Source organism: Flavobacterium phycosphaerae (assembly GCF_010119235.1).
In the GTDB taxonomy this organism is placed as follows: Bacteria; Bacteroidota; Bacteroidia; order Flavobacteriales; family Flavobacteriaceae; genus Flavobacterium; species Flavobacterium phycosphaerae.
The window spans coordinates 2,095,497-2,115,360 of sequence record NZ_JAAATZ010000001.1 but is presented as its reverse complement, the minus strand read 5'-3'; the positions used below and the strand labels follow the sequence as shown (position 1 = coordinate 2,115,360).

The window sequence follows — 19,864 nt, the reverse complement described above, 5'->3', positions numbered from 1 at the left end:
AAAAAATAATCATCAATCATTAAAATCAAATCAAAATGAAACAATTAATCTTAATTACAGCAATGTTAGTTGCTATGACAACTAAACTTTTGGCACAAGACAAAAATGCCATTGAAATCAAAAATTCGGTAACACAAAATGAAAGTAATCAATTCGAAATTGTGGCCAACGAAGAAGTGGACGTTAATTTAAAATTCAATCTGAAGTTAGACGACAAAATCAAGGTTTTGGTAACTAACCAACAAAACGAAGTGGTTTATGCAAAAGTATATCACAAACAAGGCGAAAACAGATTGGCTTTTACCATGGCAGAAAACGAAAAGTATACCGTATTGTTAAACGGAAGCGAACATTCGAATTTGAAAGTTCATTTTTCCGAAAATTAAACCATCAATAATCATCAATCAAAAAACGAAGCAGTAATCGAAAAAAATTAAATCATGCATTATGAATATTGAAAACACAAAAGCCCAAATGCGTAAAGGTGTTTTAGAATTTTGTATCTTGTCTGTCCTAAAAGAAAAAGATGCCTACACCTCTGAAATATTAGACACTTTAAAAAACGCCAAATTGCTTGTAGTAGAGGGAACTGTTTATCCGCTGCTGACAAGACTTAAAAACGACGGATTACTCAACTACCGTTGGGAAGAATCAACCTCGGGACCACCACGAAAATATTATGGTTTGACCGAATTAGGAAAAACATTTTTAACTGAATTGAACGGCACTTGGACAGAACTGTCAGACGCTGTGAACATCATAACCAATCAAAAATAAGAATCATGAACAAAACAGTAAATATTAATATAGGTGGTTTATTTTTTCACATAGATGAAGATGCATACCAAAAACTAACTCGATATTTCGAGGCTATAAAACGCTCGCTTTCCAATTCTTCCGGTAAGGACGAAATCATGAAAGACATTGAAATGCGCGTGGCTGAATTGTTGACTGAAAAGCAAAAAAGCGACAAGCACGTTATCAATAACAAAGATGTTGATGAAGTAATCGTAATCATGGGACAACCCGAAGATTACCGAATTGATGATGACGGAGCCGACACGCCCGCTGAAACTTATTACCCAAAAAGAAAAAATTGTACCGCGATAAAGACCGTGGTTTAATTGGTGGTGTTGCTACAGGTTTAAGTCACTACTTAGGAATTGATGCCGTTTGGATTAAAATTATATTCTTATTTTTCACCTTCGTGGGAGGTTCAGGACTAATTGCCTATTTCATTTTCTGGATTGCTACACCAAAAGCGGTTACTACTTCTGAAAAACTAGAAATGACAGGCGAACCGGTAACCATTTCCAATATCGAAAAAAAGGTCAGAGAAGAATTTGACAGTGTTTCTAACAAATTCAAAAATGCTGATTACGGACAGGTAAAAAGTGGTGCCGAAAGAGTAGCTAACGGAATCGGAGATGTAATCACAAAAATATTTGGAATTTTTGCCAAAGTATTGGGCGCTATCATCTTGGTTTTCTCTTCTGTAACCTTAGCCGGATTGTTTATCGGGTTGTTCACTTTCGGAACTACTTCGTTTATCGATACGCCTTGGCAACGTTATATTGATGCTGTAAACTATACTGATATTCCTCTTTGGTTGTTTGGCATTCTTACTTTCTTAGCTATTGGAATCCCATTTTTCTTCTTCCTTTTATTAGGATTGAAATTATTGGTAACCAATATGAAATCAATAGGAAACATAGCCCGTTACAGCTTATTAGCTATTTGGATTTTTGCTGTCGGAGCTTTAATTTTCATTGGTATCAAACAATCAACAGAAAGAGCTTATGACGGTAAAGTGGTTCAGAAAGAAACCTTACAATTGAAACCAACGGATACATTACACATCAAATTTGTAAACAACGACTTCTTCTCAAAAAGCATTTATGAAAACGAAGATTTCTTATTCACTCAAGATTCAACCAAACATGAGGTAATTTATTCTAACGATATTCGTTTCGAATTGAAAGCTACGGATAAATTGTTGCCTTATTTACAAATTGAAAAACTGGCGGAAGGCAAATCATTCAACGAAGCCAATATCAGAGCCGAAAAAATCAAATACGGTTTCAAAATGGTTGGAAACGAATTGATATTAGACAATTATTTATTGACCGAAATGGCCAGCAAATACAGAAACCAGCACGTAGAATTGTTTTTATACTTACCAAAAGGAACCTTATTCAAAATGGATAAAAGTTTACAGCAATACGATCGTACCAACGATGAGTTCTTCAACTTACACTACAGCTCCGACGACTATTTGTACAAAGTTGACAGCAATCAGGTAAAATGTTTGACCTGTCCACCCGATGAAAATGAATTTCAGGATGTAGAAGGAGAAGAAATTAACATCAGCAGTAAAAATGATTCAACTGATGTTACAACAGTAAAAATCAACGGAAAAGTTGTTAGCGAAACAAAGTCAGGCAAAAAAACAAGCCTTACAGTAGATAAAAACGGAGTAATCATTAAAACCAATTAATCATGGTAAAAATCATCACACTAGGTACCAAGCTAATAGCAGCTGCTTTAGCCACCATCCTTTTTGCCTCATGCCACACTAAAATTGATTGGAATAACGGTATCGATGGCAATGGCAATGTTACCAAACAAACCCGCAACGTTGAAAATAATTTTTCTAAAGTGGATATAAGCCGCGGCTTAAATGTAACCTTGGAACAAGCCGACACTTATTTTGTTGAAGTTGAAGCCGATGACAATTTACAAAATCACATTTCAGTTAGAGTAGAAAACGGCACCTTAGTCATTACCTCTGATGACAATATTGATGTAGCTACTGCTAAAAATGTCCATGTAAAAATGCCCAGCTTAACCGGAGTTGAAGTTACCAGTGGTGCTTCTGTATCAACCAACAAAGTATTTACAGGAACCGATATTTTGGTAAAAACCAGCAGTGGCAGTGAAGCCGAACTGGCCTTAGAGTATGATAACATCAAATGTGAATCAACCAGCGGAAGCTCACAGGAAATCAAAGGAAAAGCATTAACATTAAAAACCGCCTCCTCCAGTGGCAGTACTATTGACGCCAAAGGATTATTGGTAAATGATGTCATTGCCGAATCCACCAGTGGCAGTGACACCAATGTCCATCCGATTGTGAGTTTGAAAGCTCATGCCTCCAGCGGAAGCTCGATAGATTATGATACGAACCCCAAAACGATTTCCAAAGAAGAAAATTCAGGCGGAAGTGTTTCGAAAGAATAAGTTAATAAAACATCTCAATTTTCATTGGGATGTTTTTTTTTCTATTTTTGACACTCGAGACCAATAGGTCAAATTGTGCGAAGTAAAAACTAACTGTGCCGACATCCATGAAAAAAATTATCCTGCTGAGTTTTATTTTCCTTACTATGGCTTCTTTTGGTCAAAAAAAAGAAAAGGTAAAAGGATCCAAAATCGTAAAGCTAGAACAAAAAGAAGTCAGTGACTTTCAAAGCCTGGAAGTAGAAGACAACCTGGAAGTCTTTTTAGTAAAAGGGAACGAATGTGCTTTAGAAATTGAAGCCGATGATAATTTGATTCCGTTGGTTGAATATAAAATTGCAGGTAACAACCTCAGAATATCTACTTCAAAAGATTTATCAAGTTATAAAAAGTTGAGCGTTCGTGTAACCTATACCGACAAATTCAATATGGTTATTGCCAAAGATGAAACCAACGTAACAGCTCTTTCCGATGTAGTTTTAGACAACATCACTTTCAAAAGTTATGATTACGCCAAGCTTTTTCTGAACGCCAAAACCAAGAATTTCACATTGATGGCCAACGACAAATCAAAAATAGAACTGAATTTAAAGTCCGATAAAACCGCAATAGACATTAGCAAAAGTGCTTATGTAAAAGCCTTAATTTCCTCAGGCGAAATGCGATTCGACATGTATCAAAAATCCTCAGCCGAAGTAGAAGGCGATGTCATTGATTTAAAACTACGCTTAGACAACAACACCGATTTCACCGGGAAAAAACTAACCGCCAAAAACGGTTTGCTTGAAACCGCCGGTTATGCCAAAGGCAGTATTACCGTAAGCAATATTGCTACGTTTGATGCATCAGGTAACAGCGAAATCGAATTGTATGGCGAACCGGTAAAAATGGAAGTAAAACGCTTCGCCGACAGTGCCGAATTACACAAAAAACCAACCACCAAATAAAACAAAAAATCCCGCCTGACTCAGACGGGATTTTTTTATACTGAAAACAGACTCTTTATTATAAAGCGGCCAAATATCTTTCGGCATCCAAAGCAGCCATACAACCCGTTCCCGCAGCCGTAATAGCCTGACGATAAACGTGATCAGCTGCATCTCCGGCAACAAAAACTCCGGCAACATTGGTTTTAGAACTTCCCGGAACATTGATAATATAACCGGTTTCATCCAAAGTAATATAATCCGCAAAAATATCCGTATTAGGTTTGTGACCAATAGCTACAAAGAACCCCGTGGCCGGAATCGTAATCTCCTCACCAGTAGTTTTGTTCAATGCTTTTACTTCGTTTACCACTTGTCCGTCACCAATAACCTCAACCGTATCGTGGTTCATAAGTATGGTAATGTTTTCTGTTTTGCGAACACGGTCTTCCATGATTTTAGAGGCTCTGAATTTTTCGCTTCTTACCAACATCGTTACTTTTTTACAAAGTTTAGATAAATAATGCGCTTCCTCACAAGCCGAATCGCCTGCTCCTACTATCACTACTTCTTGATTTCTGTAAAAGAAACCGTCACAAACCGCACAAGCAGAAACGCCACCGCCGGTTTGCAAATAATGTTGTTCTGAAGCTAAGCCTAAATATTTAGCCGAAGCTCCCGTAGAAATAATTACAGTATCCGCATGCAATTCAATCGTATCGTTAATCCAAACCTTATGTACAGGTCCTGAAAAATCTACTTTAGTGGCCCAACCATCACGTATATCAGTTCCGAAACGTTTGGCTTGCTCTTGCAGTTGTACCATCATTTCAGGTCCGGTAACCCCATCAGGATAACCCGGAAAATTTTCTACTTCGTTAGTGGTGGTTAATTGTCCACCCGGTTGTGTTCCTTGGTATAAAACCGGATTCATATTGGCTCTGGCAGCGTAAATTGCAGCCGTATAACCCGCAGGTCCTGAACCTATAATAAGGCATTTAATTTTTTCTATAGTGCTTGACATAATTTGATGTTTAATTTGGGTGCAAATGTAACTCATTAAAATGAAAAAAATTATGCCGCTAAATCATAAAAAGCTATGAAAAAATAATTTTATATTATGCTTTGATAAATAAATAATAGCACTATATTTGCACTCGCTTTCGGGGTGTAGCGTAGCCCGGTTATCGCGCCTGCTTTGGGAGCAGGAGGCCGCAGGTTCGAATCCTGCCACCCCGACCGGTAAATCCTTTCTGTACCAACAGAAAGGATTTTTTATTTTAAGATAATTTGAAAAGAAACTCGCAAAACATTTTGCGGGTAATAGTGTCCAAATCAGGCTATCTAATCCTGCCAAAATGAATCCAACTTCATAAAGTCATTTACCTCTTTTATCTATTATCCATTTTCTTTTGTCTTTTCTCTAAAAAATCAAATTCTCTTTCGATATAATTTCTATTTTTGTTGGATATAAAACTAACACAACTATTATGCTTATTATTGGAATTGCGGGGGAACAGGAAGCGGAAAAACAACTGTCGTTCACCAAATTATGAATGAATTACCACAAACTGAAGTGGGTGTACTATCTCAGGATTCCTATTATAAAGAAAATAATAATTTAAGCTTTGAAGAAAGAGCACTTGTTAATTTTGACCATCCACGTGCTATCGATTTCGATCTTTTAGTGCAACATCTTAAAGATTTAAAAGAAGGCAAAACCATCGAACAGCCTGTCTATTCTTTCATCACGCACAACCGTACCGACGATACCATTGTCACTCATCCCCGAAAAGTAATGATAGTGGAAGGGATTTTGATTCTGACCAATCCGGAACTTCGAGAGTTATTTGATGTCAAAGTTTTTGTACATGCCGATTCTGACGAACGCTTAATTCGAAGATTAAAAAGAGACATCGCCGAGCGTGGACGCGATATGGAAGAAGTGTTAAACCGTTACCAAACAACACTAAAACCTATGCACCAGCAGTTTATTGAGCCTACCAAAGCCTTTGCTGACATTATTATCCCGAATGACAAATACAATACGGTAGCCATTGATGTGGTTAGAGCCGTAATCAACCAAAGAATTACCTAATAATGAGTTTATTTAAAAACCTGACTGATTCTTATCCGATTCTCAAAATATTGGGAAACAGATATGTTATCGTGTTGGTTTTTTTTACCGTATGGATGCTGTTCTTAGACAATACTTCTTATATGGAACACCGCATACTAAACAAACAGCTTGACGAACTCGAAGACAACAAAAAATACTATCAGGACGAAATCAAAAAAGACGAAGAGAATATCAAACTCCTCAAAAATCCGGACCAGATAGAAAAATATGCTCGCGAAAAATACTATATGAAACGCGACAGCGAAGACATCTACATCATTGAATTTGAAGGCGATTCCATCAAAGAAGAGCAATCCAGTTCAAAATCTTTATAAGACAAAATACCATGGCTGAACATTTATTTGATGCGTTCGAATCGGTTACTTCCAAACAATGGAAACAACAAATTCAATACGAACTCAAAGGCGCCGACTATAATGAAACTTTGGTTTGGGAATCCCCCGAAGGTATCAAAGTCAAGCCTTTTTACCATAACGATGAAGACACTGCTAAAGTAAGCATCAATACTCCTGAAAAACCTTTTGCTATCCTGCAAAATATCTTTGTACATGATGTAAAAAAATCCAACGAACGAGCCTTAGACAGCTTGAATCGAGGAGCCGAAAGCATTCGTTTTACTATAGAAAATGAATCCGTTTCTCTGGAAGAATTAATGCAAAACCTTCCTTTGGGAGCTACTGCTTATTTTTTTCATTTACCTTTCCTCTCGATTGATTTCGTTACTAAGCTTAATGCTTTTGCTAAAAAAAATAACGCTAATCTCTCAGTTCAAATTGACCCGATTGGACAGTTAGTAAAAGACGGCAACTGGTTCGGAAATTTAGAACAAGATTTTCAGAAGTTAAATGATATTGCTGCAACAACCGCTACTTCATTTCTTACAGTAAATTCAAGAACTTACCAAAATGCCGGGGCCAATATGGTGCAACAATTGGCCTATACTTTGGCGCATGTGAATGAATATTTTAATCGAATTAAAAACAGTAATCAACCCATTACTATTGAAGTAGCCGTAGGCACCAATTACTTTTTTGAGATTGCCAAGTTGAGAGCCTTACGTTTGTTGTTCAATACATTGGCTAAAGAGCACCAACACACTTCTGATTGTTACATCATAGTTACCCCAACCAAACGCAACAAAACACTCTATGATTACAACGTTAATATGCTCCGCACTACCACCGAATGTATGAGTGCTATACTGGGTGGAGCCAATGCCGTAGCCAATTTACCCTACGACAGTTTATACCACAAAGACAATGAGTTTGGTGACAGAATAGCGCGTAATCAGCTACTGGTTTTAAAACACGAAAGTTATTTTGACAAAGTAAACAACCCGGCGGATGGTGCGTATTATATAGAAACCTTGACCGAACAATTAGCCGAAAAAGCCCTGCAGTTATTCAAAGATATCGAAACCAATGGCGGTTTGATTACCCAATTGGTGGAAGGTACTATTCAAAAGAAAATCAATGAAAGTGCAGCCAAAGAACAGGAATTGTTTGATAACGGTAAAGAAATTTTATTGGGAACCAACAAGTATCCCAACAAAAATGATAAAATGAAACACGATTTGGAGTTATACCCTTTCGTTAAACAAAATCCACGCAAAACGTTAATCGTTCCGGTAATTGAAAAACGATTGGCTGAAAAAACTGAACAGGAACGATTAGCACAGGAGGAATAACATGAGAAAAAATATCCAACATATCACTTTGGGGAATTCCAACTTGAAGCATGAAACTTCAGACCCGAAACCGACTTTCCAAACCGCCGAAGACATCCAACTAAAACCTATCTATTCCGAACAAGATTTGGAAGGATTAGAGCATTTGGGCTTTGGTTCCGGTTTTGCCCCTAATCTTCGCGGTCCTTACGCTACTATGTATGTACGCCGTCCGTGGACCATTCGCCAGTATGCCGGTTTCTCTACTGCCGAAGAAAGTAATGCTTTCTACAGAAGAAATTTGGAGGCAGGACAAAAAGGACTTTCTGTAGCTTTTGATTTAGCCACTCACCGAGGGTATGATTCAGACCATGAACGTGTAGTTGGTGATGTGGGTAAAGCCGGAGTCGCTATCGACTCAGTAGAAGACATGAAGATTTTGTTTGACCAAATTCCGTTAAACGAAATGTCGGTTTCCATGACCATGAACGGAGCTGTGTTGCCTATTATGGCTTTTTACATTGTGGCAGCAGAAGAACAAGGTGTGGCACCCGAATTACTTTCCGGAACCATACAAAACGATATTCTGAAAGAGTTCATGGTGCGTAATACTTACATCTATCCGCCTACGCCTTCTATGAAAATCATTGCCGATATTTTTGACTATACCAGCAAAAAAATGCCGAAGTTCAACTCCATTTCCATCTCAGGCTACCACATGCAAGAAGCCGGAGCTACCGCCGATATTGAGTTAGCTTACACTTTGGCTGATGGTTTAGAATATATCCGCACGGGCTTAGCGGCCGGAATGAAAATTGATGAGTTTGCTCCCCGACTCTCTTTCTTTTGGGCCATTGGAATGAACCATTTCATGGAAATCGCCAAGATGCGCGCCGGAAGAATGCTTTGGGCTAAGCTACTAAAACAATTCAGTCCAAAAGATGAAAAATCGTTAGCCTTACGAACGCATTGTCAAACTTCGGGTTGGAGTTTAACCGAACAAGACCCTTTCAATAATGTAGCCCGTACTGCCATTGAAGCAGCAGCAGCAGCCTTTGGCGGAACCCAGTCGTTACACACCAATGCTTTAGACGAAGCGATTGCCTTGCCTACCGATTTCTCAGCACGTATTGCCCGTAACACCCAAATATTTTTACAGGAAGAAACCAAAATCTGTAAAACGGTTGACCCATGGGCCGGCAGTTACTATGTAGAAAGTTTAACCAAAGAAATTGCCGATAAAGCTTGGGCCTTGATAGAAGAGGTTGAAGCCTTAGGCGGTATGACCAAAGCTATAGAAGCCGGTATTCCAAAACTTCGCATCGAAGAGGCAGCAGCCCGCAAACAAGCCCGTATTGATAGTTCACAAGATATCATAGTAGGCGTAAACAAATACCGTTTAGACAAAGAAGATCCATTACACATTTTAGATGTGGATAACCAAATGGTACGCAAGCAACAAATTGAGCAATTGCAACACATTAAAGCCACGCGTGACAACGATAAAGTAAAAGCCTGTCTGGCAAAATTAACTGACTGTGCTCAAAACGCAAACGATAATTTACTATCTTTAGCCGTAGAAGCAGCCCGAAATCGAGCCACATTGGGAGAAATCAGTGATGCCCTCGAAGCGGTTTTCGGAAGATATAAAGCACAAATCAGAAGTTTCAGCGGCGTGTACAGTAAAGAAATCAAAAACGATCAAAGCTTTGAAAAAGCAAAACAATTAGCCGATGCCTTTGCGGTAAAAGAAGGGCGTCGTCCACGAATCATGATAGCCAAAATGGGACAGGATGGTCACGACCGTGGAGCCAAAGTAGTAGCCACAGGATATGCTGATGTAGGCTTTGATGTGGATATTGGTCCGTTATTCCAGACACCTGCAGAAGCGGCTAAACAAGCTGTTGAAAATGATGTACACATTTTAGGCGTTTCCTCATTGGCCGCCGGACACAAAACACTGGTTCCGCAAGTAATCGAAGAACTTAAAAAATACGGACGCGAAGATATAATGGTGATAGTAGGCGGTGTTATCCCGGCCCAAGATTACCAATTCCTCTTTGATGCCGGAGCCGTTGCTGTATTTGGTCCCGGTACTAAAATCAGCGAAGCAGCGATTAGTATTTTAGAGGTTTTATTAGAAGAGTAAAATTTATGATTATAAATAGAACACCTGCTGTAAAGTGGGTGTTTTTTTTATCTTTATACCAATGAAAAAAGCAATGAAAAAAGAATATTGGGACGTATCAGACGAACAAGTTATCGAAAAAACAGGCAAAAAAATTGACTATTGGATTCAAATCCTAACCGCCTTTGAAGCCAAAACTAAAAAATCAAATGAGGTAGTGTCCCATCTACAAAATGAGTATCAGGTACCGCGCTATTGGGCGAGAACACTAACCACTCTTTTCCTAAAATCTGATGGAAGAGCATTATAAAACCGATTCTATCAAATAGGTTTTTCCATTTAACTCAAATGAAAAACCAACGGCATTCCCCAGCAACTGACTGCCCAAAGGCGACTGAGGAGACAAAGCAAAGATGGTTTTATCTTCCACATTTATTTTTGGCAAAGCCGTGCTTATAAACAGTAGTAAACCATTAGCTTGTACCAAACTCCCCAAACCTACTTTTTGGTGTACTGCTGTCCCGTCAATCTTATCTAAAATATTTTTTTGCTCCAGAATTTCTTTCAGCTTGTAGTTTAGTTTTTCCTGTTCTAAATGCATCATTGAGAGTGCCGTTTCGTGCTTATCTCCGGCAGATCCTTTGGCATCATTCTGCGCATCAATCGTCAAGCCCGAAATCATATCCTGAAAAACATCAATACGATCCTGAATGAGTTGTTTGTAGCGAAGAAGGACAAGGTGTTTCATAGAGTAATCCAATAAATGACAAACGATAAGATGATAGTTTTATTAGTCAATCATCTTATCGCTCAGTATCTTTTTTAAAAATCAAATTTATAACTGGCACCACCCATTACTTGTAATCCTTGTACAGGATAGTTTAACCAACGTTGGTAGTTTTGATTCGCCAAGTTGTTTCCTTTTAGGAAGAATGTCAGGCGCTCGCTGTATTTGTAACCTATGTTGGCATTTAAATCGAAGTAACTTTTCAAAGTAATTGGCTCATCCGGGTATGGAGTGATTACTGAGTATTGTCTGAAGATATCTTTTCTTTCGCCTACGAAAAACACATTGATACCGGCAGACCATTTTGGAGTTATAGCTACATCCAAATTAGAAGCCATTTTGATGCTTGGCAAGTTCCAGGCTTCTTCCTCAACATCAGTAGTATAACTGCTGAAGGTTCCGTTTACGCCAAATGATACATTCTTAGAGAAATCAGCTTTTAGTTCTCCGAAAAAGCTAATCGTTTTAATGTTGTCATATACCACACCAAATGAATTGGTATAAGCATATCCTTCAATATTGCTGTTAAAATGATCATAGCCATTGCTTTTAAACATAGGTTTGTTTTCTTCATTTTTATAAGATCCGCGGAGGTTGTAACTTACACTACTGGCCAGTTTTCCTTTTAGTCCGGCATAGATATCGTACTTTTGATCAGTGGGTCCCACACCCAATGTTGGCGATACAAAAAAGTTTTCCTGAACAAAGTCGTTATAGGAATTCTGATGCAATGTCCCTTCTAATCCGGCATAAAAAATCATTAAATCCCCCACCACTCGGTACGAACCGGTAACTTGCGGATAAATAAAGAACTTGCTTTCTCCGGCTTCCTGAGCTGCACTGTAGAAAAGTCCGACACCGGCATTTACCGTCAAGTCATCTTTGTGAATTTTTACACTAGGCTGAAAACCAACATTGGTAAAACCATATTTATAGGAGTCTCCTCCAAAATAAGTTTGGTCAAACGAACCACTGATATAATCCAATACAAAGTCGGCTTTTATTTTCTGCTCAACAATATCAAATTCCAAAGAAGGCTTGGCTACAAAACGATTTTCGGCCGAACCGTAAGCATCCCAAAAACGGCTGAACTTTAACGAGCTTTCTTTTAAAATATCGCTTAGCCCCAGTCTTCCGCCAACATATAATGTGTGATAGGTTTGTTGTTCGTCAATCCCATCAATCATAGCATCAGTCAAGATATCAGGATGAATGCCATACCAATTATAAATCTGATGTTTGTATCCTAAATCGGCATTCCATGTCATAGTTTTGGTTCGACTACCGTAAGTCAAATCCAATCCGGTAGTTGAAAACTTATCGTCTAAAGCAATGCCTTTGATTCCTCCTTGTGATGAATTATGACGTAACATTCCTCCGAAGTAATCGGTATTGCTTACGTTTTCGGTAACAAAAAGCTCTACTCCTACTGTTCCGTAATTCCCGGCAGCCAGCGTAAGGTAGTTGCTGAATATTTTCTCTTCGGGCGATTTGTCAACATTGGCAGCTTTTCCTTTAGCCGGTGCAAAAGTAGACGCCACCGGAAAAGAGAAAATGTTGTATTGAATGTTTTCTTTTTTAGAAGTCTCTTCGTCTTCCAAGGTAGGAGTTTCTTTTACTTTAAAAGCGTCTGATATAGTCGGTGTATAAGGCTTCACAACGTTTACTACTTCGGTTCCTATATTATCGTCTTTCTTTTGGGCCATGGTCTTCTGTATACCTGTCAAAAGTAAAGCGGTTGCTAAAGTATATTGAAATGTCTTTTTCATAGTGTTCTATTTCTCTATTGATGAATTTGTTTTGGCAGCTTCGCCTTTGATAAAACTCAATTCGGTTTGGGCTTCTTCTACCACATCGGTATAGGATGCAAAATTTTTAATCACACTGTCCAATATAGAAGTGGCACTGAAGTTATCCTTCATTTGGAAGTAATTTTTAGCCATTACGATTAATCCTTTAGCTCCGAAATATTTGTAGCCTGAATAATCTTTGGCCAACTTCTGAACTGTTTTATTGGAGTCTTCGTATTTGCCGTCTTTGTTTTTAAAATAAGCATCATAATACAAGGCTTCGGCAGCCAATTCCCCTTTGGCAATGTTTAGCAATTTGGCATAGGCTGTTCTGGCTTTCACTTCATCATTGGCTTTGATAGCCGAACGAGCTACTATAATCTGAGCATCACTCTTTATTATATTATCTGTTTTTGGATTGGCCAACACTTTATCAGCATACACTACAGCATTCGGATAGTCTTTTTGGTCATAATACGCCCGCATCAAGTTGGCTTGGGCAAAGGTTATATTTTGTGGAAAATCAGCTTCGGTTTCTAAACGTTTCAGTACAGGCAATGCTTTGGAATAATCATCTTTTTTCAAATGAATTTCTGCCAAACGCGCTAACGATTGCTCGGTAAATTCATTTCTTGATTTACTGATTACATATTCGTAATTGGCCACAGCACTACTTTCTAAACCGTCAGCATAATAAGATTGTGCCAAGTAGAAGTTGGCTTTCAAAGCATGAATGCCGTTCGGAAATTTTGAAACATACCCACTCAAACTTGAAATAGCTTGTTTGGTATTGTTTTGTAAATATTGTTTCTCAGCCGCTTCATAGGTATCGTTATCCAAATCAGCATCAGAAACTTCAACAAAATCAAGTGTTCTTACCCATGACGCGTATTCGTCTACTTTACCGTTATCCATATAAATCAGACGTGCCGTTGAAACCGCCTCCAAGGCTTCGGGAGTATTAGGATATTCAGCAGCCACTTTTTTGAATTTGGTTATAGCCAATTCATCTTTCTGTGCATTGTAATACACCAGCCCTTGTCGTAAAATAGCTTTGGAAGCAAACGAACCGTTTTTGAATTCGCTCAACAATTGGTCGTACGTTTTTATGGCTAAGTCGGTTTTGTTTTCAGTTACATAGGTATTGCCTAATTCAAACAAAGCGTCATCGCGGTATTGAGAGGTTTTGAAATTTTGTAAAAACTTATTGAAGTCATCAATTTTCTTATCATTTCGGGAAACAAATCCATAGCTCAATGCTTTTTGGAATGCGGCATAATCGGCATCAATCCCTTTCATTTCAATAGCTTTATTGTAAGCATCCATAGCCGGCCAGTATTTTGTAGACACAAAACGGGAATCGCCTAAGCGCAAATAAGCATCATTCAAACGTACTCTATCGTCTTTTCCTCCCTCAATAAAACTCTGGAAATAGTTTCCGGCTTGGTCGTATTCCTTTTGTTTGAAATAGGCATAAGCAATATTGTAATTGATGTTTTTGTATTCCGGAGTTTCTTTTGCGGAAGCATAGCCCACAAATTGTTTGAAACTTAATAATGCTTCATTGAAATTATCCAAACCGTATTCGGTTTCTCCTTTCCAGAACATGGCTCTGGCGGTGAATTTTTCGTTTCTTGGGGTAGCGATTGATTTTTTGAACATACTCAAAGCTTCCTGATAATTTCCATCTGTATATAATTCGATACCACGATAGAACGTTACTTTTTGATACGCCGGTTTATTAGCTTCGGTATTATTTTTTTCTAATAAAGCCAAAGCATCTTTGTAGTTTTTAGAAGTGATGTACGAGTTAATCAACAAGGTCTCGATTTCGGTTTTGCTCGGAGAGTTAGGATACTTGGCTAAAAACGAAGACAATACATCCGGCACACTTTGGTAAGAGTTTCCAATTTCATAACTCAGTTTGGCATAATTCAGATTCGCATCTTCCTGAATCTTTTTGTCAAAATCCATTTCAGAAGCATTCTTGAAAGCGTTTAGTGCCTGTTGTTTTTTATCGGTTTTGAAATAACATTCGCCCAAATGATAATACCCATTTTGAGCTACAAAGTCTTTCCCGTCAATGATTTTATTGAATTGCGCTATGGCGTTTTCATAGTCTTTTTGTTTGTAGTAAGTGTAACCCAATTGATAGAAATCGGTATTGTTCCACTTGCCTTTTTTGCCTTTGTATTCTTTTAGGTAAGGCAAAGCTTTGTCATACTGTTGCAAGTTGAAGTAGCTTTCACCGATGATTTTATTCAACTCTGATTTTTCAGCCGCATTGGATTTAGGCATAGCGGTAAGACCGGCATCGATGGCTTTTTGAAAATCACCCGATTTAAAATTCATATCCGCTTTGAAATAAGACAATTTCTCATCGTACTTTTCTTCACCGGATACTTGCTCAAAATATTTATTGGCTTCCTGATAATTATCGCCTTCATATGCCATAAAACCTAAGTAATATTTGGCTTGAGAGCCGTAATCTTTAGAATTTACTACTTTTTTGAAATACTCGTCAGCCTCTTTTTTGTTACCGGCGGTGAAATAAGCATAGCCTTTTTGAAACGTAAATTTTTCGGTATCTTCTGCTGTCAAAGCACTTTCGTCAACTTTATCAAAATACTGCAAAGCCTGAGGAAATTTCCCTTGTTCAAAATAATATTGAGCCACTTCAATGTAAGCCTGATTCTGTTTGGAACTCGTTGGGTAATCGGCTACGAATTTCTCCATCAATTCGTCGGCATTATTCTGATTCAAATGAATGGCGCAATTGGCAATATAGTAAGCACAATCTGCCTGAACGTCTTGTTCTTTGTGGTCCTGTTTGGCTTTTTCGAAAAGGATTTGAGCGGATTGATACTGCTTGTCTTTATACAATTGCACTGCTTGATCAAAATCGGATAAACTATGGGTATAAATCGTCGATTGCTGCCCCGAAACCTTTGATATTCCTGCTATAACCAACAGAAAAAATAACATTGAAACTCTACGCATGGTTTTATTTTTTACTTATCCAAAAATATTACTCTATACCCTATAACGTAAAAACTATAGTATTTATTATAAACATTGTTGTAAACAATTTGAATTTAGGATTTAGGAATTGGGATTTAGGATTTTTAAAAAGTTTTATATTAAAAATGGCCATCCTTTTCTTTTCGATTTGGAAATTGGAGTTTATATTTATTACTTTTACCCAATAAACCCATTACTCATGTCAGCAACAGTTTTATCTTTAAAAAACGTTACGATTTATCAGGAAAACAAAGTGATTTTATCACAGGTTAACCTGGAAGTTAAAGAAGGTGAATTCCTTTATATCATTGGTAAAACCGGAACCGGAAAGAGTAGTTTTATGAAAACCTTATATGCTGATTTACCGCTAACGGTAGGCGAAGGCACTATCGTTGGGTATGATTTGGCACATTTAAAAGAAAACGACATTCCGTTTTTAAGAAGAAAGCTGGGCATTGTTTTTCAGGACTTCCTTTTGTTACCGGACAGAAGTGTAAATGAAAACATGTTGTTTGTGTTAAAAGCTACCGGGTGGACTGATGTGGCTTCAATGCAAAGTAAAATCATGGAGGTATTGGAAAGAGTGGGTTTAAAAGGTATTGCCAACAAAATGCCACACCAACTTTCGGGTGGAGAACAACAACGAGTAGCCATTGCCAGAGCTTTACTGAATGATCCTGAAGTAATTTTAGCTGATGAGCCTACCGGAAATCTTGATCCTCAAACCAGTGCTGAAGTATTGGCTGTGTTGAAAAAAATCAATGAAAACGGTAAAACGGTGATTATGGCGACGCACGATTATGCGGTGATTATGAAATTCCCGGCAAAAACCCTAAAATGTGAAGACAACACCATCTTTGAAGTGGTGCAGAAAACCGTTTAATTTTTTGGCTTTTCGGTAATTCTAACGCCTTGAGAGCAAGGTATATCCTAAGTACTTGTAATTATAGAGAAACAACCACAACACTGCTATAAAAAAAACTCAAAAACAGTATTTGACAAAAAATGATTTCGTTAGGAAACTGTTTTCAGAATACGATTTTTATAAAAGTCGGCCATCAAAATAAGTAACGCCGGATAAAATGCTAAATGAAAACGATCTCCTTCGTTACTGGAAATCCCCGAAATCAAAAAAACGTATATAATAAAACCGGAAAGCATTAACCGGAAAACATCTTGTTGCTTTCTTTTCACCAAACAATAAAAGGCTAAAGCAAGCCCAACCATTGTAAATACTATATTTTGAAGTTTGGAAATAGCCTTAAATAAAACATGAAAGAGTGAAAAACACATCGTCTTATCTTGATTTTCAGTAGCGTAAACGATGCTGTTTCCTTTGGAAGAATTTAAATAAAGATTTGTAGCATAAGCTTTAAGCAAGTTCACTTTATTGTTCAATAATTGGTTTTTCAAATCCCAAGTGGCTAAGGTTTTCATTTCATGACTGGATAAAGAGATGAAGTGTTTCGTTCGGGGGTTTTCTCCCGGAATATAGGCAATCCCATCTTTCAGGCAATCGGCTCTGGCTCCCAAATAATTGTAATATGTATACGAACCTATATAACTAATGGTAAAATCGCCATACTTTTTTTTTAATGAATACATATGAAAAAACAGCATCGATACACTAACCAAAATTACAACAGCATATTTATTAGTGAATACTTTTTTTGCTTTCTTACTATGATAAAGTAGTAATAAAATCACTAGTCCCAGCGGCATGGGTTTTACTAATAATATCAAAAAGGAAAAAGCAATGGCCAATGTCAGAAAAGAATAGCTACCGGTTTGTATAAACTTATGCATCAAATAAAATATCAGCACCAAAAGAAATACAAACAGCGCTTCGGCTATCAAATGAAATGCAACGGCTAAATTCCCAATGCACAAAATAAAAGCTATGGCAAAAACAAAAGCTTTTTGTCTGTTCCAACGTTCTGCAATAATTTTAAAAACGAGTAAAACCGTGGCCAACCAGCAAATAAAATTGACTATGATGCCCCATTGAATTACGAAGGCTGTTGAAAATCCAAACAAAAACGGGAGTCCAATGACGGCTGAAATAAACATAGGGCGGCTATCGTCCAATACCCCATTAAAATAAAGCACCTTAGCCGCATACAAATAAGTACTATCGTCACCCCAAGATGAAAATCCGGCTTGCAATTGGATGACGCTGGAAAAAAAGAGCACCCAAACCAACGCGATTAAAAACAATAAATATTCGTATTTTAATTTTGAAATCATACTTTTGTTTGTAGCAAAAATATACAATAAATCTGAACATGAACAAGCTATCCATTATCATTCCGGTTTATAACGAAGGAAAAACGGTGCATTTGATTTTGGATAAAGTAAAAAAAGTAACACTGCCACAAAACATTGGCAAAGAAATCATTATTGTCAATGATTGTTCTACTGATGATACCGCTTTAGCTATACAAAACTATATCTCCAATAATAGTGAAATGTCGATTTTGTATTTAGAACACAGCACCAACAAAGGAAAAGGCGCCGCACTTCACACAGGTATTGCCAAGGCTACCGGAGAATATACCATCATACAAGATGCCGATTTAGAATATGATCCCAACGAATACAAAATACTGCTACAACCCGTCTTAGATGGTTATGCCGATGCGGTTTACGGCTCTCGATTTATGGGCGGTAATGCTCATCGCGTATTGTTTTTTTGGCATACAATCGGGAATCGGTTTTTGACTTTTTTGTCAAATATGTGTACCAATCTGAATCTTACGGATATGGAAACCTGCTACAAGTTGTTTAACACCCAAATGTTGCAATCGTTAAAGCTAAAAGAAAAGCGGTTTGGATTTGAACCCGAAGTGACTGCCAAAATTGCTAAAATCCCAAAAATACGAATCTATGAAGTTGGGATTTCTTATTATGGAAGAACCTATGAAGAAGGCAAAAAAATCAATTGGAAAGATGGATTTCATGCTATTTATTGCATCCTTCGTTACGGTCTTTTCAGATAAATGACCCTATTTTTTGAGCGTTTTTAGTATCGTTTAAAATTTCCGAAAGCACGGTTGCTCTCTTATCATTTTCCAGATACGGTTTGTTTTTCAACTCGTTAATTTTGGCTAAAAATTCTGTTTCCGTATTGGCCAATTCACAAAGCTGTACCAAACTCTCATCATCAACCATATTCTTATTGATTAAACAAAAACGACTTTTGAACAGCGAATTAACCAGTTTCAATTTTGTCCCCGATTGCTGAAAAGACAATAACACATTGATATGCGCTTTGGCTAATAACAACTCTAAATGCTGTTCATTTTCAATAGTCACAAAAGCAATATTCGAAACATTTTTTAATTGTTGCTCTACAAAATCTTTTCCGTTAGAAGAAGCAATCAGTAAGGTATAATCGGGTATTTTTTGAAACAGTTGAATTAAAAACTGAACGGCTTTTTTATTATCCGGTAATCGCAAATCACCATGATACAAAGCATACTCCCCTTTTTCTGAAAGATTATTTATTTTGGTATTACCATGAAAAACGGGAACATACGAAACATTATCAGCCCACGATTTCACCATTTCATTTTCATAAACCGAAAGCGTAAAAACGTGTTTAAAATGACTCAATTGCTTTTCATACTTTTTGTATTTCCCAATTTCAAAATAATACATCATTTTCTTTACCCAATGCGTTTCACTTCGGTACATACCGGCGTAAAAATTGGATTCCAAATTGTGCAATCGCAAGAACTTTTTACTACGACAATCCATTTGATGCAACAACATAGTCGATTGCAGACCTTCGAATAAAATGGGCGCTTCAACGGCAGTAATATTTTGAATCAAACTTTTATGAAACCGGGATTTAATGGCAAACGGAATGGATGAAAAAAGGAAAAGCGGACTTCTGTTTTTTTGTATAAATGAACCGTTTCAGTTATCGCTTTCAGTTCTTCGGAAACGGCATTTCTTTTGTCATAAAAACAATGCAGATGAATGGCATATCCTAACGCATGTAAACTTTTAAGCTTATAAAAAACATCAATAACTCCACCATAATCAGGCGGATAGGGATTGTCAAAACTGATGATATGCAAGGGTTTATTGGCCATAGCGGTGAACAAAAATAACATATTTTTGATGTTATACCGAAATTAAATTACTTTTGAAATAAATAA

General features: G+C 37.4%; 19 protein-coding genes, 1 tRNA gene and 1 pseudogene. 14 read left to right on the top strand and 7 right to left on the bottom strand.

Features of this window, described 5'->3' with window-relative positions; genetic code table 11:
• The first annotated feature begins 35 nt into the window (after nucleotides 1-35).
• The 6 genes from GUU89_RS09310 (at nucleotide 36) to GUU89_RS09290 (ending at nucleotide 4,187) form a co-directional block, all read left to right on the top strand.
• A complete protein-coding gene (locus GUU89_RS09310; protein WP_162127651.1) occupies nucleotides 36-386 on the top strand; it encodes a hypothetical protein in 351 nt (116 codons plus the stop codon).
• A gap of 61 nt (nucleotides 387-447) precedes the next feature.
• Nucleotides 448-777, top strand: coding sequence for a PadR family transcriptional regulator (locus tag GUU89_RS09305; protein ID WP_121314380.1), 330 nt, complete (start codon nucleotides 448-450; stop codon nucleotides 775-777).
• 5 nt (nucleotides 778-782) lie between these two features.
• On the top strand, nucleotides 783-1,124 hold the full coding sequence (locus GUU89_RS15340) for a hypothetical protein (RefSeq protein ID WP_317163881.1): 342 nt from the start codon (nucleotides 783-785) through the stop codon (nucleotides 1,122-1,124).
• A complete protein-coding gene (locus tag GUU89_RS09300) occupies nucleotides 1,097-2,497 on the top strand; it encodes a PspC domain-containing protein (protein ID WP_317163880.1) in 1,401 nt (466 codons plus the stop codon). Before GUU89_RS15340 ends, GUU89_RS09300 begins: the two co-directional genes overlap by 28 nt.
• A 2-nt stretch (nucleotides 2,498-2,499) precedes the next feature.
• Complete coding sequence (locus GUU89_RS09295) at nucleotides 2,500-3,240, top strand: head GIN domain-containing protein (protein WP_162127650.1); 741 nt, start codon at nucleotides 2,500-2,502, stop codon at nucleotides 3,238-3,240.
• A 107-nt stretch (nucleotides 3,241-3,347) separates the two neighbouring features.
• The gene (locus GUU89_RS09290; RefSeq protein WP_162127649.1) at nucleotides 3,348-4,187 is read left to right on the top strand and encodes a GIN domain-containing protein; all 840 of its coding nucleotides are present in this window, start codon (nucleotides 3,348-3,350) and stop codon (nucleotides 4,185-4,187) included.
• Between the two features lie 58 nt (nucleotides 4,188-4,245).
• On the opposite strand, the gene trxB is transcribed toward GUU89_RS09290, so the two are convergent.
• A complete protein-coding gene (gene trxB / locus GUU89_RS09285; RefSeq protein WP_162127648.1) occupies nucleotides 4,246-5,190 on the bottom strand; it encodes a thioredoxin-disulfide reductase in 945 nt (314 codons plus the stop codon).
• 140 nt (nucleotides 5,191-5,330) lie between these two features.
• On the opposite strand from trxB, the gene GUU89_RS09280 reads away from it, so the two are divergent.
• The 6 genes and pseudogenes from GUU89_RS09280 to GUU89_RS09255 all read left to right on the top strand — a co-directional run bounded on the left by GUU89_RS09280 (nucleotide 5,331) and on the right by GUU89_RS09255 (nucleotide 10,410).
• Nucleotides 5,331-5,405, top strand: a tRNA-Pro gene (locus GUU89_RS09280).
• Nucleotides 5,406-5,656: 251 nt separating this feature from the next.
• A pseudogene (gene udk, locus GUU89_RS09275) lies at nucleotides 5,657-6,264 on the top strand (uridine kinase).
• A gap of 2 nt (nucleotides 6,265-6,266) precedes the next feature.
• On the top strand, nucleotides 6,267-6,620 hold the full coding sequence (locus GUU89_RS09270; RefSeq protein WP_162127647.1) for an FtsB family cell division protein: 354 nt from the start codon (nucleotides 6,267-6,269) through the stop codon (nucleotides 6,618-6,620).
• An 11-nt stretch (nucleotides 6,621-6,631) separates the two neighbouring features.
• Complete coding sequence (locus tag GUU89_RS09265; RefSeq protein WP_162127646.1) at nucleotides 6,632-7,993, top strand: methylmalonyl-CoA mutase subunit beta; 1,362 nt, start codon at nucleotides 6,632-6,634, stop codon at nucleotides 7,991-7,993.
• A gap of 1 nt (nucleotide 7,994) precedes the next feature.
• Nucleotides 7,995-10,121: a methylmalonyl-CoA mutase gene (gene scpA / locus GUU89_RS09260; protein ID WP_162127645.1), complete on the top strand. Its 2,127-nt coding sequence runs from the start codon at nucleotides 7,995-7,997 to the stop codon at nucleotides 10,119-10,121.
• 61 nt (nucleotides 10,122-10,182) lie between these two features.
• Entirely contained in the window at nucleotides 10,183-10,410 is a 228-nt protein-coding gene (locus GUU89_RS09255) for a DUF4287 domain-containing protein (protein WP_162127644.1), read from the top strand.
• On the opposite strand, the gene GUU89_RS09250 is transcribed toward GUU89_RS09255, so the two are convergent.
• The 3 genes from GUU89_RS09250 to GUU89_RS09240 all read right to left on the bottom strand — a co-directional run bounded on the left by GUU89_RS09250 (nucleotide 10,405) and on the right by GUU89_RS09240 (nucleotide 15,677).
• Nucleotides 10,405-10,848: a hypothetical protein gene (locus GUU89_RS09250; protein WP_162127643.1), complete on the bottom strand. Its 444-nt coding sequence runs from the start codon at nucleotides 10,846-10,848 to the stop codon at nucleotides 10,405-10,407. The two genes, GUU89_RS09255 and GUU89_RS09250, sit on opposite strands and share 6 nt — an antisense overlap.
• A 74-nt stretch (nucleotides 10,849-10,922) precedes the next feature.
• The gene (locus GUU89_RS09245; protein WP_162127642.1) at nucleotides 10,923-12,656 is read right to left on the bottom strand and encodes a TonB-dependent receptor; all 1,734 of its coding nucleotides are present in this window, start codon (nucleotides 12,654-12,656) and stop codon (nucleotides 10,923-10,925) included.
• A 6-nt stretch (nucleotides 12,657-12,662) separates the two neighbouring features.
• Nucleotides 12,663-15,677 carry a tetratricopeptide repeat protein gene (locus tag GUU89_RS09240; RefSeq protein ID WP_162127641.1) on the bottom strand — a complete coding sequence of 1,005 codons (3,015 nt, stop codon included), beginning with the start codon at nucleotides 15,675-15,677 and terminating at the stop codon, nucleotides 12,663-12,665.
• A gap of 220 nt (nucleotides 15,678-15,897) precedes the next feature.
• On the opposite strand from GUU89_RS09240, the gene GUU89_RS09235 reads away from it, so the two are divergent.
• Entirely contained in the window at nucleotides 15,898-16,581 is a 684-nt protein-coding gene (locus tag GUU89_RS09235) for a cell division ATP-binding protein FtsE (protein WP_162127640.1), read from the top strand.
• A gap of 131 nt (nucleotides 16,582-16,712) precedes the next feature.
• On the opposite strand, the gene GUU89_RS09230 is transcribed toward GUU89_RS09235, so the two are convergent.
• Nucleotides 16,713-17,945, bottom strand: coding sequence for an ArnT family glycosyltransferase (locus GUU89_RS09230; RefSeq protein WP_162127639.1), 1,233 nt, complete (start codon nucleotides 17,943-17,945; stop codon nucleotides 16,713-16,715).
• Nucleotides 17,946-17,983: 38 nt separating this feature from the next.
• On the opposite strand from GUU89_RS09230, the gene GUU89_RS09225 reads away from it, so the two are divergent.
• Nucleotides 17,984-18,697 (top strand): glycosyltransferase family 2 protein, encoded by a 714-nt coding sequence (locus GUU89_RS09225; protein WP_162127638.1) that lies wholly within the window; start codon nucleotides 17,984-17,986, stop codon nucleotides 18,695-18,697.
• On the opposite strand, the gene GUU89_RS09220 is transcribed toward GUU89_RS09225, so the two are convergent.
• Both GUU89_RS09220 and GUU89_RS09215 read right to left on the bottom strand, forming a co-directional pair.
• Nucleotides 18,690-19,532, bottom strand: a complete 843-nt coding sequence (locus GUU89_RS09220) for a glycosyltransferase family protein (protein WP_162127637.1) — start codon at nucleotides 19,530-19,532, stop codon at nucleotides 18,690-18,692. The genes GUU89_RS09225 and GUU89_RS09220 overlap by 8 nt on opposite strands.
• Nucleotides 19,529-19,819, bottom strand: coding sequence for a glycosyltransferase family protein (locus tag GUU89_RS09215; RefSeq protein WP_162127636.1), 291 nt, complete (start codon nucleotides 19,817-19,819; stop codon nucleotides 19,529-19,531). The genes GUU89_RS09220 and GUU89_RS09215 overlap by 4 nt, the downstream gene beginning before the upstream one ends.
• Nucleotides 19,820-19,864: the final 45 nt, after the last annotated feature.

Coding starts and splice junctions, on each gene's coding strand:
- GUU89_RS09295 (WP_162127650.1), top strand. CDS start 2,500: ATGGTAAAAATCATCACACTAGGTACCAAGCTAATAGCAGCTGCTTTA.
- GUU89_RS09290 (WP_162127649.1), top strand. CDS start 3,348: ATGAAAAAAATTATCCTGCTGAGTTTTATTTTCCTTACTATGGCTTCT.
- GUU89_RS09305 (WP_121314380.1), top strand. CDS start 448: ATGAATATTGAAAACACAAAAGCCCAAATGCGTAAAGGTGTTTTAGAA.
- GUU89_RS09270 (WP_162127647.1), top strand. CDS start 6,267: ATGAGTTTATTTAAAAACCTGACTGATTCTTATCCGATTCTCAAAATA.
- scpA (WP_162127645.1), top strand. CDS start 7,995: ATGAGAAAAAATATCCAACATATCACTTTGGGGAATTCCAACTTGAAG.
- GUU89_RS09230 (WP_162127639.1), bottom strand. CDS start 17,945: ATGATTTCAAAATTAAAATACGAATATTTATTGTTTTTAATCGCGTTG.
- GUU89_RS09235 (WP_162127640.1), top strand. CDS start 15,898: ATGTCAGCAACAGTTTTATCTTTAAAAAACGTTACGATTTATCAGGAA.
- GUU89_RS09215 (WP_162127636.1), bottom strand. CDS start 19,819: ATGTTATTTTTGTTCACCGCTATGGCCAATAAACCCTTGCATATCATC.
- GUU89_RS09255 (WP_162127644.1), top strand. CDS start 10,183: ATGAAAAAAGCAATGAAAAAAGAATATTGGGACGTATCAGACGAACAA.
- GUU89_RS09240 (WP_162127641.1), bottom strand. CDS start 15,677: ATGCGTAGAGTTTCAATGTTATTTTTTCTGTTGGTTATAGCAGGAATA.
- GUU89_RS09250 (WP_162127643.1), bottom strand. CDS start 10,848: ATGAAACACCTTGTCCTTCTTCGCTACAAACAACTCATTCAGGATCGT.
- trxB (WP_162127648.1), bottom strand. CDS start 5,190: ATGTCAAGCACTATAGAAAAAATTAAATGCCTTATTATAGGTTCAGGA.
- GUU89_RS15340 (WP_317163881.1), top strand. CDS start 783: ATGAACAAAACAGTAAATATTAATATAGGTGGTTTATTTTTTCACATA.
- GUU89_RS09310 (WP_162127651.1), top strand. CDS start 36: ATGAAACAATTAATCTTAATTACAGCAATGTTAGTTGCTATGACAACT.
- GUU89_RS09225 (WP_162127638.1), top strand. CDS start 17,984: ATGAACAAGCTATCCATTATCATTCCGGTTTATAACGAAGGAAAAACG.
- GUU89_RS09265 (WP_162127646.1), top strand. CDS start 6,632: ATGGCTGAACATTTATTTGATGCGTTCGAATCGGTTACTTCCAAACAA.
- GUU89_RS09245 (WP_162127642.1), bottom strand. CDS start 12,656: ATGAAAAAGACATTTCAATATACTTTAGCAACCGCTTTACTTTTGACA.